The organism is Chryseobacterium hagamense, assembly GCF_007991455.1.
Classification (GTDB): Bacteria; Bacteroidota; Bacteroidia; order Flavobacteriales; family Weeksellaceae; genus Chryseobacterium; species Chryseobacterium hagamense.
This window is the reverse complement of the sequence record NZ_BJYJ01000049.1, coordinates 1-14,194: the sequence shown is the minus strand read 5'-3', so window position 1 is coordinate 14,194 and position 14,194 is coordinate 1. Positions and strand designations below refer to the sequence as shown.

At 40.6% G+C, this 14,194-nt stretch carries 13 protein-coding genes; all 13 read right to left on the bottom strand.

What is annotated here, in order from left to right; translation table 11 throughout:
• Positions 1-2: 2 nt before the first annotated feature.
• The gene (locus CHA01nite_RS19590) at positions 3-1,940 is read right to left on the bottom strand and encodes a type VI secretion system Vgr family protein (RefSeq protein WP_146944547.1); all 1,938 of its coding nucleotides are present in this window, start codon (positions 1,938-1,940) and stop codon (positions 3-5) included.
• A 42-nt stretch (positions 1,941-1,982) separates the two neighbouring features.
• Complete coding sequence (locus CHA01nite_RS19585; RefSeq protein WP_146944545.1) at positions 1,983-2,855, bottom strand: lytic transglycosylase domain-containing protein; 873 nt, start codon at positions 2,853-2,855, stop codon at positions 1,983-1,985.
• Between the two features lie 42 nt (positions 2,856-2,897).
• Positions 2,898-5,393, bottom strand: coding sequence for an ATP-dependent Clp protease ATP-binding subunit (locus CHA01nite_RS19580; RefSeq protein ID WP_146944543.1), 2,496 nt, complete (start codon positions 5,391-5,393; stop codon positions 2,898-2,900).
• Positions 5,394-5,657: 264 nt separating this feature from the next.
• Positions 5,658-6,062 carry a type VI secretion system tube protein TssD gene (tssD, locus tag CHA01nite_RS19575; protein ID WP_174771842.1) on the bottom strand — a complete coding sequence of 135 codons (405 nt, stop codon included), beginning with the start codon at positions 6,060-6,062 and terminating at the stop codon, positions 5,658-5,660.
• A 190-nt stretch (positions 6,063-6,252) separates the two neighbouring features.
• Positions 6,253-7,215: a hypothetical protein gene (locus CHA01nite_RS19570; protein ID WP_146944538.1), complete on the bottom strand. Its 963-nt coding sequence runs from the start codon at positions 7,213-7,215 to the stop codon at positions 6,253-6,255.
• A gap of 132 nt (positions 7,216-7,347) precedes the next feature.
• The gene (locus CHA01nite_RS19565) at positions 7,348-7,875 is read right to left on the bottom strand and encodes a hypothetical protein (RefSeq protein ID WP_146944536.1); all 528 of its coding nucleotides are present in this window, start codon (positions 7,873-7,875) and stop codon (positions 7,348-7,350) included.
• Between the two features lie 132 nt (positions 7,876-8,007).
• Positions 8,008-8,760 carry a hypothetical protein gene (locus CHA01nite_RS19560; protein ID WP_146944534.1) on the bottom strand — a complete coding sequence of 251 codons (753 nt, stop codon included), beginning with the start codon at positions 8,758-8,760 and terminating at the stop codon, positions 8,008-8,010.
• A 102-nt stretch (positions 8,761-8,862) separates the two neighbouring features.
• Positions 8,863-9,294: a hypothetical protein gene (locus tag CHA01nite_RS19555; protein ID WP_146944532.1), complete on the bottom strand. Its 432-nt coding sequence runs from the start codon at positions 9,292-9,294 to the stop codon at positions 8,863-8,865.
• A 39-nt stretch (positions 9,295-9,333) separates the two neighbouring features.
• Complete coding sequence (locus tag CHA01nite_RS19550) at positions 9,334-9,729, bottom strand: hypothetical protein (protein WP_146944530.1); 396 nt, start codon at positions 9,727-9,729, stop codon at positions 9,334-9,336.
• A gap of 37 nt (positions 9,730-9,766) precedes the next feature.
• Positions 9,767-10,609, bottom strand: a complete 843-nt coding sequence (locus CHA01nite_RS19545) for an SH3 domain-containing protein (protein ID WP_146944528.1) — start codon at positions 10,607-10,609, stop codon at positions 9,767-9,769.
• Positions 10,610-10,688: 79 nt separating this feature from the next.
• On the bottom strand, positions 10,689-11,585 hold the full coding sequence (locus tag CHA01nite_RS19540; protein WP_146944526.1) for a hypothetical protein: 897 nt from the start codon (positions 11,583-11,585) through the stop codon (positions 10,689-10,691).
• 43 nt (positions 11,586-11,628) lie between these two features.
• On the bottom strand, positions 11,629-12,525 hold the full coding sequence (locus tag CHA01nite_RS19535; protein WP_146944524.1) for a hypothetical protein: 897 nt from the start codon (positions 12,523-12,525) through the stop codon (positions 11,629-11,631).
• Between the two features lie 6 nt (positions 12,526-12,531).
• A partial coding sequence (locus CHA01nite_RS20630; RefSeq protein WP_170234784.1) for a peptidoglycan-binding domain-containing protein occupies positions 12,532-14,194 on the bottom strand: 1,663 nt, incomplete at its 5' end.

The following is a 14,194-nucleotide window of genomic DNA, read 5'->3' as shown; positions in this document are numbered from 1 at the left end:
GATCAGTAATTTTTACTTTTTTCGCCACTGTTATTCTGCACCTGCTCCTGCGCATTTTTATTGATGTATTTACCGGAAGTCAGGTTCATGTCTTCATGGGAAATCTCGTTCCGTTCTTTCTTGGTTTCACTGTGTACATCCCCCTCGATCATCTCCGTCAGTTTTCCCGTGATGAACATGCTTGCATCTCCCGCAACGGAAGTCATCTTCATGGCACCGACACTCTGAAGATGGTTCATAACGACCGTATCCGCTTTATTCATCCCTACGTTGGTATTCATATTTTCCGCAACATTGATGTTCATGTTCTTACAATTAAGCGTCATAGTTTCCGGAGCGGTGATCGTAATGTTGCTGCCGGTAGTGTCAAGATGAATTTCGTTGCCTGATTTATCGGTAATGATGATGCTTTCGTCTTCGGTAAAAACAACCCGGTGCCCGCTTCGGGTCTGGATGGATTTCACCCGGTTGTCCACACCGCCGCCAAGGCCGACCCCGCCGTGGAACATTCCGCCCATCACGAAAGGCCTGTCCGGATGGCTGTGTACAAAGTTTACCATCACCTGGTCTCCCACTTCCGGAATTGCTACATAGCCTCTGTTTTGGGTAATCTGATCCGTTCCGCCGGCATCCGGACTCATCATCCGGATAAAATGGGTGGTATCGCTGTTTTGCCAGTCGAACCGGACCTGTACCCTTCCCTGGCCTTCCGGGTCTGTATTGGAAACCACCGTTGCGATCTGCGGTTCCGCTTTCGGAGTTCTGAATTCAGGTTTCGGCATAAACCCGGTATCGGAGGCAATTCCCTCAAAACTACCGGTGTAATGCCCGATGGTATCGATCTCATGGGATGTTTCCGTCACCATGATCCGGGTAAAATAATCAGACTCATTGCTGTCTACCTTTCTCATCTGCACATCGACAACACATCCGGGATGTAAAAAAGGAACAGTGGTATTCCCGGATACGGAAAATACGTTCACCGCTTCACTTCCTGCTGTACTTCTCTGGGAATATTCCACATCCAGATGGGTGGACGCTTTGATCGGAGCTACCTGTAAGGCCGGGGTTTTAAATATTTTATCGTTGTGGGCATAGGCTGTCTTTGCCAGATCACTCACATGCTGGATCGGTGTTTCACCGGACGTTAACTTTTCATTTTTGCTGCTGTTGTAGCCGTAGAACTGCGGTTTCGTATGGACAGCCTTTAATTCTACGCGGATGTCGTTGGCACTGCTTCCGTAAGTTAATTTTATGGGCTTGTTCTGAGGCGGGAGTTTCCCGAAATGCAAAACTTCACCGTCGTAATAAAACTGCTCCCCATAGGCTTCCGCCATCCTTGCCAGATAGTTGTAGTGCGTTTCATCATACTGGCTGCTGTAAACAATCTGCGAATAGTTATTGGTATCCACCCGGAAATCGAACCTGCTGGAGTCGAGCCCCTGCTTGATCACTTCATTGGCAATAATGCCCATATTCACGGGGGAAGCGCCACCAAAGCTCTGGACATGAGGCGCACCGTCCAGGAGGATGGTCGGGCTGTATCCCGTCAGGACAATATTTCCAAGGCTCATTTTTTCCTGGCTGAAACCTACTCCCGTGATAACGCCCACGAAAGTTCTTTCCGGACTGTTATCGATGTCTTTATAGGAAATAACGGCAGTCAGCCGCTTTCCGAGAAATTTATTGGCTTCTTCCAGGGTATGGGTCTGCCGGTCACCTAAAGCATCGTGGGCCAGCGTTACACTGAATTCGTGATGGCGCCTTGCACTTTGGGTAAGTTTAAAATGCTTGTAATAACGGATTACCTTTCCTTCTACGACCAGTGAAAGTTTTACCAGCCTGTTGATTCCCGTATGGTGGTTCTGGGAGATTCCGTCGGCATTCTGTGAAGGACGGAATGAAGGGCTGTTTGCTATATCTTGTGATTCTGTTTTCATATTTCCTGTGATTTGGATAGGTTAAACATGATTTTCAAAAGGCTACTGCCTGATGGTTGGTGTATTTGATTCTTTAACGGATCTGGAAAGGATTTTAGTCTTTCTCAGTAAAAAATCGGGCATCAGATCGGTGGGCAGGTATAAGGTGCCCTGACCTTTCTGTTTCAGTTCATCGTTGATTCCGGGATTCCAGGAAAGAAGCCTTTCCATATCCACATCAAGTTCGTCTGCAATGATATTTAAATTAAATCCTGCATTGATATCGGTTTCTGCCAACTGCGAATTATCTTTCTTGCTTCCGCCCTTTACAAAGAATACGGTATTCATTCTGGACGAATTATAATTGCTCAGCACTGCCTGAAGTTCTCCTGTGGCATAACAGGCATTCAGGTATTTTTTAACATGGTTAATGGTTTCTTCAGGCAAAAATTTATAAAATACATGATACTGCGAAGAATTGGCAGCAGCCATAGCCTTGGCAATATTTCCTTCACCGCAATTATAGGCAGCTACTACCGTTATCCAATTGTTGTACTTTTTATAAAGGTTGGCTAAAGATACGGCTGCGGTTTTGGTACTTTTATAAAGATCGTTCCTGTTCTGCTCCGTCAGTCCGTATTGATTGGCATGGGCGGTCATAAACTGCCATACGCCCACTGCACCGGCTCCTGAGGTAATATTCCTGTTGAAATGGGATTCAATCAGGGCCAGGTTCCTCAGATGCCTCGGCAACCCTTTCTGCACCAGGGAATATTCAATAAAATCCACAATTTCCTTATTGGCATTGATGATGCCTTTATATCTTTTTACGCTGCTCTCCGAGGTATCGGAAGCAGTAAGAAACTGGGCATTCATCATCTGTGCGGCCATAAGCAGCATTGCCGTCAGTAAAGTATTTCTGAGATTCGTTTTCATTTTTTTATCATTGCATGATGAAGGTTCTGATGTTCTGAAAAATCAATCCACTTTCCAATTGAGCTTTTCTTCTTCGGAATTCCAGTCGACATGAATCGTCTGTCCCGGCTTTACTTCTTCCCTTACAATCATTTTGGAGATCGGTCTTGCCAATTGGGAGCGGATAACTCCGGAAATCTGCCTTGCTCCGTATTTGCTGCTGAATCCGCCCAGAGCCAGGTTTTTCACAGCTTCATCACTGATCTTCAGGCTCATTCCAAGTCTTGTTAATGAAGTATGCAATGATTTAAGCTGGATATTGAAAATCCGTTCTGCAATAGATTCCGTGATCGGGGCAAACGGGATAATTTCCGTAATCCTTGCCAGAAATTCCGGTCTGAACCGTCCTGAATTCGACATGATCTGCATTAAAGAGCTGGATTCCGGGATTTTCCCTTCCTCAAACTGCTTTACAATTTCTTCACTTCCTATATTTGAGGTAAAAAGAATCAGCGCATTGCTGAAATCACCTTCCTTTCCAAGCTTATCATGAACTTTTCCTTCGTCCATGATCTGCAAAAACACATCAAATACCGAATGATGGGCTTTTTCAATTTCGTCAAACAGAACTACCGTGTACGGCTGCTGTCTGATTTTATTCACCAGCATTCCGCCCTCTTCGTATCCTACGTATCCCGGGGGCGCACCGTATAAAAGTGCTGCGGAATGTTCTTCCTTGAATTCCGACATGTCGAATCGCACCATGGCCTTTTCATCATTGAAAAGCAATTCTGCCATGGATTTGGCCAGTTCGGTTTTTCCTGTTCCGGTAGGCCCCAGAAGGAAGAATGACCCTATCGGCTGTCCCGGTTTATTCAGTCCGCTGCGGTTTTCAACAATCGCATCCGAAAGAATTTTCAGGGCATGATCCTGGCCCACCACCCTGTTCATCAGAAGCGATTCCATGTTCAGGAGCTTTTCTTTTTCCTGTGCCTGGATCTTTCCGATCGGGATATTGGTTTTGGCGGCCATCACGGCGGCCAGTTCCAGGCGGTCCACCTTTTCCCTTTTCACGGAAGCATGCCGTAACAGTTCCACATAGGTATCTTCAATGGTTTTCTGAATATGCTCAACGGGCATCGAATTGTCGATCTGCGGCTGTTCACTTAACGCCCCCCATAGGATCGGGCTGATTTTGTCTCTCAGTAGATTGTAGGTCCAGATCAGTTCGTCGGCTTTATCTTTCTCTTCAAAAAATTCTTCTTTCAGGATTTCGTCATAGCTTGTTTTCCAGCTTTCCAGTTCTTTTTCGGATAGTTCGTCCAGCATTTTGATGGCAGCCATGGTACGGTCCAGAAGGTCGATGGCCGCATCGGGGAGCTTTTTGCCTTTAGCATATCTTTTTGCAAGCCTTACACATTCCGGAAGGGCCGTTTTTTCCACTTCAATGCCATGGTGTTTTTTATAGCCGTCCAAAAGAACGTCAATCATTTTAACGCAGGTCTTTTCATCCGGCTCATTGACGGTCAATACTTCAAAACGGCGGTTGAAGGCCTGTTCCGGCTCAATAATCTTTCTGTATTCTTCCTGGGTCGTGGCTCCGATAACGGTAATTTCGCCTCTTGCCAGTTCAGGTTTCAGTAAATTCGCCACATTTCCGATACTTCCTTTAGGATCCAGCAGGGTATGGATCTCATCGATAAAAAGAATGGCTTTTTCAATCTTTTTACATTCGTTGATTACCTTTTTCAGGCGGTCTTCGATTTCGCCTTTGTAAGACGTTCCGGCCAGTAAAGCACCGGTGTTCAGTTCAAGCAAAGTCCCGTTTTTAAGCATATCGGGAACATTCCCTCTGGTAATTTCGATAGCGAAACCTTCTACCAACGCCGTTTTTCCGACACCCGGCTCACCGATGATAATTACATTCGGTTTGCTGCGTCTGCATAAAATTTCTACGAGCATCCTCAGTTCTTTATCCCGTCCGATGATGTTTTCGATCTCTCCTTTTCTGGCCTGGGCCGTACGGTCGACGCAATAACTTTTAATGGAAGGAAAAGAATTGTCCGAATATTCGGAACCATTTGAAAAGATAGACGAAAACTCTGCATTTCCGGAACTTTCATATGGCGTATCTTTCCGGTACAAATTAAAAATCTCGTGTTCCCTCAGCGGAAGCGACTTCAGTTGTTGCAAGGTAAAGGCCACCTGCGGTTTTACAATGGCTGTAAGGATGCAGACCGGGGTAATTTCATCCAGGCCGAGTTTCAGCCGGATGTCATCCGCTTCTTCCACGATCTGGTCTACTGATTCATCTTCCCGTACATCATCGGGCAAATGGGTGGTTTTGGGATAATCTTCTATCCGCACATCTGCCCACTCATAGAAATATCCCGGATCTTTATCGATGCTTTTCAGAAATTCATTAAGGCCGATATCCTTATGCATTAAAGCCTGCAGGATATGCGGTGCCCCAAAAGTGGCATTGTAATTTTCCTTTGCGATCGACTGTGCAATATGAAAAAGCTGTTTTACCGTCTCGTTGGTTACTAGTACTCCCATTGTATAATTTTTCTCAAATTAATATTCTGTATGATGTTGGTGTATTCATCGGGTTTATCCGCTGAAAGGCAGCAAAAATCAATCCATAAGCAATTGAGTTTTACTGTTTACTAAGATATTGATTTTTCGGAAAATATAAAAATATGTCTTAAGAATGTGAGATACCACTATTATTCATTGCATACCATATTTTTACGGGTTAAGTTAAAAAAAGACCGTCTTACAGGACAGTCTTTTATAGGGTGTGATGTACATCATCTGTTTTTATACTGATGGCCAAAGACCGTCGAAAGCCGAATTACCGTAATTAATGGTTTCTGCACTTACCACGAAGCTGATCAGCATGCTGTTGTCATCTACTGCATCGAAATCGACTTCGTGTTGGATAACGTAACCATTTTCCCAGGTCAGGGTAATCAGCGTACCTTCTTCATGGGATTTGTTGAAAGTAACTTCTCCTTTTGTCGGCTTGTATTTACCGTTCAGTAAGCTTTCCAGGATGTCTGATTTTTCAGTAGCTTCTACAGTAAGCTTAATTAGTGCATTCGATGGATCTGAAGCAACCCTACCGGAAACATCCGTAGATCTTGATACACTGTAGTTCAGTTTTAATAATTTTTGGCCTTCGCCACCGTTGAATTTTAAGATTCCTCTTGAATTTGCTGCCATGATTTGTAAATTTTAAACGTTAATAATATTTTGTGATTCAGTGATTGTGATACAAAGATAAAACGGGCATTTTCTTTTTAAAAATTTTTAAATCTCAATTTTAAATTTTGTCGTAATTCTACGATTTGATGTCGTAATTCTACGATAGTAGATTTAACACACCCTTAATATCCTTTTGATATTAAATGATTTAAGAAAGTTCACGCATTGTAAGAAAGCTGCTGTTTTTAACACCGGACAGAGAAATAGTATAATCGATTTCAATTTCTTTTACCATCCCTGCCTCTGCATCCAGCCTATATTTTCCGGTAAAGCTTTGGTCTGTTTCCGCCGGATCCGAGTTCTGAATCAGAACAATTTCCTGATCGTAATCCGGGCTTTCCACCTGCTGCTGAATATCCAGGGGAATATTTTCTTCACCCACCGACTGTCTGAGAAATGATTTTCCGTTTTCAAAACGGTTCCGCAGAGCGGCAAAGTAGGTTTTGATAAAGACATCTTCTTTCATCCGTAGGTTGAACAGATGCCGGGCAAGCACCACCGTCTCAAATTCATCAAGGTATATTTTTGCATACTCATCCGGAAAAAGATCGGTGAGCCTTTCTTTTATTTTTCCGAAATTTTTAAGGGTCTCTTCGGGTAGCGATACCTGCAGTACATTTCCTTTAAAGTCAGTCCTTACTTCAACCGGATTAAGGGAACGGATCGATTCCGAAGCAAGATCGGCCATCATGCTGCCATTTCCTTCCGAAAAGTTATTTTTGAAGATCTGAAAAAGATGATGATCTTCTTCTTTCCGCAACCATTTCAAAGAAACCGTATAGGTGAGCGTATTGCTTTTTTCTTCTAATCCATTATCCTCGGTATCTTTATTAACAACAGAGAAGATCCTGCTGAAATTTTCAGGATGGAAGGGGATCTGCGGGTTTAACCTGGGATGTTTAAAGGGAGCATCGTTCCGGCTGTTATATTCTCTGATTTTACCGGGATCGGGAATCATCAGCTTTTTCCCCGGAACAAGGGCTTTATCAATAATATCTTCCCTGGCACAACGGGTATTGTGAAATTCTTTAAGGTATTCCGGATTTTCGAGATGAATTTCTTCAGCTATGCTCTCCAGTGTTTCCCCGGAAAGAATAAAATGAATGGTCATATGATTTCTGTTTTTGGCTCAACCTAATTTAGAGGAAAAATTATATCTGACAAAAAAGCCCGTGAAAATCCTTCAGCTAAAAAATATGGTGAATCTTCTATATCTGAACCTGATTGCCGGATAAATGATGGTCTATTTACTTTTTGTGAATTCCAGGTATTTGTCGCCACATTGGGTGAAATGATCGAATTCGTTCATGGCATTTCCGTAATTCTGGATAATAATCTTATCGCCTTCATACAGGCCTCCGATCTCACCCATGGCAATCTCCGTAATTTCCCCGGTTTTCTCGTCGATTTCCGCAGAAGTATTTCCTGTAGCAATCACTTTTCCTTTATCGAAAATTTTGAAAACCGGCTTTCCGCCGGTATTTTTAAATTCAATAGAGAACCTTCCGCCATCACAGGCAACAGCTGTATATTTACCCTCTAATGATTTTTTGGTAACTTCAGCTTCCGGCTTTTTTTCTTCCGGTGCTTCGGTGCTTCCGAAGGATGCTTCGGTATTTTGCTTTATCACCGGAGCTGCAGCCTGATTCTCAGGTGATGAACCAACGGGTGACTCCTGTTTTGCCTTTGTGTGATCTGCTTCATTTTTATTACAGGAAAATAAAGCCAGTCCGGCGATGAATGAAAGTCCGGAAAGTTTTTTTCTGGTCATACGGTATTTTTGAATTTGATTGTCTGATCAAAAATACCATAAATTTTCAACGGAACATATCTTTTGGTTTAAATTACCGTATTAAATCTGTTTACCGTTTATTTCAGATATATCCTTTACTTCAGAACACGGTCAGTCAGCATTGTACATAACGGTTCTCTTCAATTTATCCCCATATTTTTCAAAAGTAATATCGGTTGTTCCTCCTGCATAAAGCATTTCAATGCTTACCTGGTCCGCAGTTATGGTAAAATCGATATTCATCAATCCGCTTTTACTGATTTCAACGGATGTATTTTTGGCCGGCAATTCTTTAGGAAGATATTTTGAATCGTTCACTGCTCTTTGGTCAATAAGATCTTTATATGCCTTTTCAAAGGTAGTTGAAGACAGGATACATTCCTGGCCGGATGCCATTTCACCGGTGATTTCTTTACAGGAAATCTCTGTTTTTCTCTGAAGGGATCCAACGGTTTTCATCCCACACAATTCAGTAAGTGAATGCCTGGTGAACAGGGTTTTATCGTAATTCAGTTCAACAGGGGATTCGGGATCTGCAGTAATGTCGTAAAGTTTTCGGGTTTCCGGAATAAATTCCAGCCAGGCCACCGTATTTTCAACGGCACGCAATTCGCCGGTACGGTCCGACATTTCCTTTGCGTAGACTTCAATGGTAATTTTATTGCCTGAAATATTTTCAATTCTTATCGCTGTTTCCCTGAATTTCTTTAAAGCTTCCAGGTTGCCTGAGAACACAAGTTCTTTCAGCAGATACTCACAGGAATATTCTTTATTTGCCTGAGGTTCGGCATTCTGCTTTACTGTTGCATCAGCTTTTGCCGGTTCCTTTGGCTGATTCTCCTGCCGGCTTTTATTACAACTCAATACAAGGATTAAGCACAAATACACTCCTATGATTAATGCTGCTTTTAAAATGTTTTTCATAGATTAAAAATATGTATTCAGAAAGCATTTTCCTTTTACAAGTCATTTATGATTTCCGATGTTTTTATTTTTCTTCATCAATTCATCAGCAAAATCCTCAAATGATTTTTGGGTAGCAGGCAACCCGTTTTTCAATACATCTTCACTTTTCCCTTTAAGACGAATATTCCTGATGCGCCCGGCTGAATCATATGAAAATACATAGGTTTCGTAGTAAGTATCCGATAATTGCTCGTCCAGATACATTTCCACTCTAAAGGTGACCGTTATCCGGGGAAGGCTGCGTTGAACTTTTTCCGCCGTGTACGTCATCGCACAACCGGACCCGCAATTCAGCACAAAAGATCCGTATGCTCCTGCAACTTCCTCTTTATCCACCATGATTTGCCAGTCATTATTCTGATTCATAGACCTCATCGGCACATTGAAACAGCCAATAATCATTAGCAGGTATGCGGTAATGTATTTTTTCATTTTCACGTGTGATTATCTAAATTTAGGCAGTCCTTCTGATCATTTCATTTTCTTTAGAGGAAGATCATCATTTCCCGGGTTGATAAAATAACCCGGACTTCCCGATATAAAGAATTCGTCATCCAGTTTTTCTATATAGATTGTTCCCATCTCTTTGTCTTTCGGATTAAAAGCGATGCTGATCTTATCCTTTTGGACCAATCGGCTTTTAATATTTTTATAGATCTTTGGTTTGCTTTCGCTATCGCTGTACTTTACGGTAATATTATTAAGCTTTATAATCTGTATATCAAACCCGGTCTTCATTCCGTACCGGTTTTTTGCGGAGAAGTGATAGCTGCCAATCCAATCTTTTTCATTATCATCCTGGCTTTGTGAAGAAGGCTGACCGATAAAATTGAGGAATAAAATAATAAAGCAGATTATTGATTTCATAGCAATTGATAAAATATCATGAAAATGACCGTTAAATTTAATTCACCTGTACCCGGCTTTTATGAACATAGCCTGTAAGTCCCTTTTTGGTCTTTATTAAGAACCAGTCTCCTGTATTATTGATAACCTCTATATTTTCTCCGGAATTAATCTTTTGTGAAATTGGTGACGAGGTACTTTTATCTTTTCTCAAGTTGGTATATCCATCCGGATCCTGAATAACATATTGTTTGATAGAATTTCCAGCATTTTCCATACGGCACTTTTTGCTTCTTTCATTTTCATCAGGAATAGGCTTAAGCTTTTCTGACCAACCGGATTTCGTAATGTCGATATTCTGTGTGACATCACAAATATATTTTACCGCATTGTCTGAAACATCCGACATGGTTTTGTAGATGGTATGTTTAAGAATCCAGGTATTGTTGTCAGGAACAATATAAAATTCTTTCTCGTAATATCCCCGGTCAGGAAAATAAGTTTTCACCATGAAACCTTTACTGCCGGGAATTTCAACAATATCTTTAATGATATTCCCACCATCTTCGGAAAAGTTCGTCGTTTCCAACACCTCACCATAGCCTCCAGCCGTATTTCCAAAAAATACAAACAAATCTTCTCCCTGGTAGGCTATGTTGCTCACTACCTTATCCGCAATTCCATCCTTGTTGATATCAAAAGTTTTGATGAAGAAAGCCTGATTGTTTACATAGGTGTCAAATGTACCGCGTGTCTTTTGGCTGGAACTATTTTGTACTGATGAAGATTTCTCATCAATTTCATTGGTAATCTGATGTTCTTCCTTATGAGTAATCTGTTTCTGATCAGCAGTTTGGGAACAGCCGGCAAACAGTGCAAAATATAAAATAAATCTTTTCATCTTTGTGTAGGAGTGTTTTAAAATGACTGATTTACTTATAGATTTTCTATATTAAATCAATTCTCAAATTTGATCAGCATCAATACTTTTTAAATTCACCTTTGTCAAAAACATATTTTTCCGATAGTTTCCGATGACCAGTCGTTTCGGCAAAAATTGAGATTTCATATTTTTCATTGATGGAAAATGTTTTTACCGTACTGCTGTCACCGTTACTATCTGCAACATTGATTCCTCCCATTACGGACTTTCCCTTAACGGAAATCAGATAAACCAGTTCGCTGTCTCCTCCCATATTTTCAATAAGATATACTTCATAACCATCTTTTGAAAAGATTTCGGCACTTCCGTCAGCTGTAAGATCAAATTTTTTCATAAATGATTTCTGCAGCCATTCTTCGGATTGACTCACAAATTTCACTTTACTTTCCAGATCTTTATAATCAACCGGCAGAAGGTTTACTGATTTATTTTCAGAATTCTTGGCCTGAACACTTCCGGTTTCTCTTGCCAACGTACAGCGATCCGGAGCATAGAAGGTTCCTTGGGGAGGGCTGATAACTTTCCATTGGATCTCATTGTTATTTATAGAAGCAATTTCAAATCTTCCTTTTTTTCCTGAAGAATCAAAAAAACTAAAAAACTCTCCTGTGATTTTTCCATCCCGGACCTCACCTGAAACGTTATATTCCTTTGTGCTTTCACAATCGATCTTTCCACCGCTGTTGGCTATCGCACAGTATTGCGCTTTTATCCGGTTTCCTTCCTGAACGATGGTCAGGGTAAACTGCTCTTCAGGTACATCGGCATCTTCTGATTTTTTCTCATAAATCCATTTGCCGGACCAATCGGTTTGCGGTACAGTCTGATTTTTATTTTCAATGCGGTCAACCGTATTATTACCCGTTTTGTTTTTGCTACAGCTATACAATACGAATAATAAAATGGTAAATAATTGAAAAACGATCTTGTGCATTAATAGACTACTATTTAGACTTGTTTATCCAGATTCTTGATTATTAAGAAACGAACTTTCCATCTTTTGAAATAGTATAAGCTTTTTTATTTATTACTTTATCTCCAGATTCCTGGCTTATGGTTATTTTATAATCTTTAGATATCTTGTAAGTAGTTGCTCTCGACGTACCATTGTCAAGCTCTTCACTTGTGTACAATATAATATTGGAAACAGGGACGTATTGGTCATTCAGTGTAAATAAATACCAAGTCGATTGTCCGGCTTCATTGTATGTAATTAAAATCACCGGTTTGATATGATCATTTGTCGGGAGTTTTGCCATTTTATAATTATCCTGATGTTCAACAGGAAAAATTTGATAGTATTTTTTATCTATAGGAAGAAAACCTTTTTCTTCAATTATGGCATCATAATCATAACTGTTTGGCAGAATAAGTTGTGTACACCTATCATAAAATTCTTTTAAATTTTCAGAATTAGTCTGCGTTACTTTATCAGGATTGCTCTTTTTGTTTTCAGATAAACAAGCATCAAAAAGATTTTGCCATTTTTTATTATATTTCAGTTCCACAGGGCTCTCAAGCTCAGCGGAGGTATTATATAACTTCCCATCTTTTTTATGATATTCTATCCAGCCTATGGTTCCGGTTCCTTGTGTATCAAAAACAAGTTTACAGGATATGATCTCACTGTTTTCTTCATCAATAATCAGATTTACTTTTTCCTTGTTTACTTTCCATTCTGCAAAAGGGAAATTGCTGCTTCTTACCAACTCGGTAATGTAATCATAGCAATCAACCGGTTTTTTATTAGCAGATGAAACAATAGCTGCATTTTGATTGTTAGCAGAGATACTATCAGTTTTCTCCTTTCTCCCGGATTCTCCTTTACAAGAAAAAAGGAGTAAAACAAAAAATAGTCTTAGTAGTTTTATCATTTTAATTTATTTACTTTTCTCAAACTCGTTTACAAATCTCGCTCGTATACTTTGTATATGTTTTTTATATACTTCCTGAACTGCTTCATTAGTAGAGTGCCACCTTGCCCAGTTGCCATTATACTTATTTATATAAAATACTTTAAATTCCATTCCTGCCAGTACAGATGGAAAAACGACAAACTCTTTTTTTCTATCTGTTACTTGCTTGTTACCGCCCTGTCCGCTCATACCTTTGTTTTCAAAAGCACTCCAAATTCCTACAGGTCTAAATTCCGGGTTTGCTTCAAAAAAATTTTTATCCCACCCATAATAAGGAGCAGATCCAAAAGCTTCCATACCTCCTGTTCCACATGCTTTAAACTGCCCGGACTGGAAATGACGTGTTTCATCTCGGTACATTTTCTCAATTATCACCGCCATGTCTTTTCCATGTTTATCGTAAATAATCTTAAGAGCCTCCTTCGCATCATTTTCAGTAAAATTATTTCCTTGAGCTTTCGGTACATTTGCAGGGGGATTTATCTGTTTTGTTGTTCCTCCGCCCATACAACGGCAAGTCTCTTTATTTGTTTTCAAGGCCAATTCAACAATACTTGTTCCATTAACAGCATTTATGTCTGTTACAAAAAATTCATCTTTTAAATACTTTAGTTCAAATTGTCTTACGTCATAATGTATCCATGTGCTGGCAATGAACTCTCCTTTATAAGCAGGAATTCCGGGTTCCAGTGAAAATTTGTTGCTATCTTTCCATCTAACCTGGTTTCCAAGATGTTTCACAAATATTTTCTGCCGTAATTCTTCTATTTCCTTTGGAACCTGTGTCCTTTTTCCATTTTTGTCAAAATGTATATCTAAAGCCTTGCCCATATGATTTGTTGAAGTCCTTTTATGCTGCTTATTGTTTTCATGGCATCTATAACCAGAAAAAATACATTTTACACTGTACTTCATATCTTTTTCAATAACAGCAGTATAAAACATAGCAGCCCTCAATGCCCAGATAAGACTTCTGTGAATACCCGGATACTCATATTTTCTGGAAAGTTCTGCAACCTTTGAATTTTGTTTCTGTTCAGGAAACTTACCATTGCCAAAACCTTTACATTTTCCACAAGGACATTTAACATCGTCAAAATTAACCATGTACTTATTTTGAAACTCATCAATTGCCTTCAAAACATTCCCGCAAACTTTTCCTGTTTCCGGAACTTTCATATAATCCCGCTGGAATTGTTTCACCATCTTTTCTGTCCTGTCCGTAAACTCGTCGCTGGGAACATTTCCATCAAATCCTGCAAGACGTATATTGATTTCTCTTATGAGTTCACCTTTATCACCTTTTTTAATACAGTATTTTTCTCCGCAATTGATGCTTTTAACTTCCTGCCCCTCCACCACACTCGTCGTCTTCCCTTCCGGCTTTTGCTGGGTCGGTTTCTTATCCGGTCTTACGGTGCCTTTGGATTCGGCCCAGTCCCAGAGCTCGTTCCATTTGTTTCTTACGCTTTCGGTAATGGCATCGAGGATGCCGCTTTCTTCTTTCTGGGACGCAGGTTTGGAGGCGGCCGGTGAGCCGGGGGCCTTTGACGGTGCTTTCGGAGCCGGGGCCTGACCGTTGCCTTTCGCAGGTGCAACCGGTGCAGGTTGATTTATCGGTGGCTTG

What these genes read in the sequence shown, in the direction of transcription:
- CHA01nite_RS19565 (WP_146944536.1), bottom strand. Translation starts at nt 7,875, where the DNA reads ATGACCAGAAAAAAACTTTCCGGACTTTCATTCATCGCCGGACTGGCT.
- CHA01nite_RS19580 (WP_146944543.1), bottom strand. Translation starts at nt 5,393, where the DNA reads ATGGGAGTACTAGTAACCAACGAGACGGTAAAACAGCTTTTTCATATT.
- CHA01nite_RS19545 (WP_146944528.1), bottom strand. Translation starts at nt 10,609, where the DNA reads ATGAAAAGATTTATTTTATATTTTGCACTGTTTGCCGGCTGTTCCCAA.
- CHA01nite_RS19585 (WP_146944545.1), bottom strand. Translation starts at nt 2,855, where the DNA reads ATGAAAACGAATCTCAGAAATACTTTACTGACGGCAATGCTGCTTATG.
- CHA01nite_RS19555 (WP_146944532.1), bottom strand. Translation starts at nt 9,294, where the DNA reads ATGAAAAAATACATTACCGCATACCTGCTAATGATTATTGGCTGTTTC.
- CHA01nite_RS19570 (WP_146944538.1), bottom strand. Translation starts at nt 7,215, where the DNA reads ATGACCATTCATTTTATTCTTTCCGGGGAAACACTGGAGAGCATAGCT.
- CHA01nite_RS19590 (WP_146944547.1), bottom strand. Translation starts at nt 1,940, where the DNA reads ATGAAAACAGAATCACAAGATATAGCAAACAGCCCTTCATTCCGTCCT.
- CHA01nite_RS19535 (WP_146944524.1), bottom strand. Translation starts at nt 12,525, where the DNA reads ATGATAAAACTACTAAGACTATTTTTTGTTTTACTCCTTTTTTCTTGT.
- tssD (WP_174771842.1), bottom strand. Translation starts at nt 6,062, where the DNA reads ATGGCAGCAAATTCAAGAGGAATCTTAAAATTCAACGGTGGCGAAGGC.
- CHA01nite_RS19550 (WP_146944530.1), bottom strand. Translation starts at nt 9,729, where the DNA reads ATGAAATCAATAATCTGCTTTATTATTTTATTCCTCAATTTTATCGGT.
- CHA01nite_RS19540 (WP_146944526.1), bottom strand. Translation starts at nt 11,585, where the DNA reads ATGCACAAGATCGTTTTTCAATTATTTACCATTTTATTATTCGTATTG.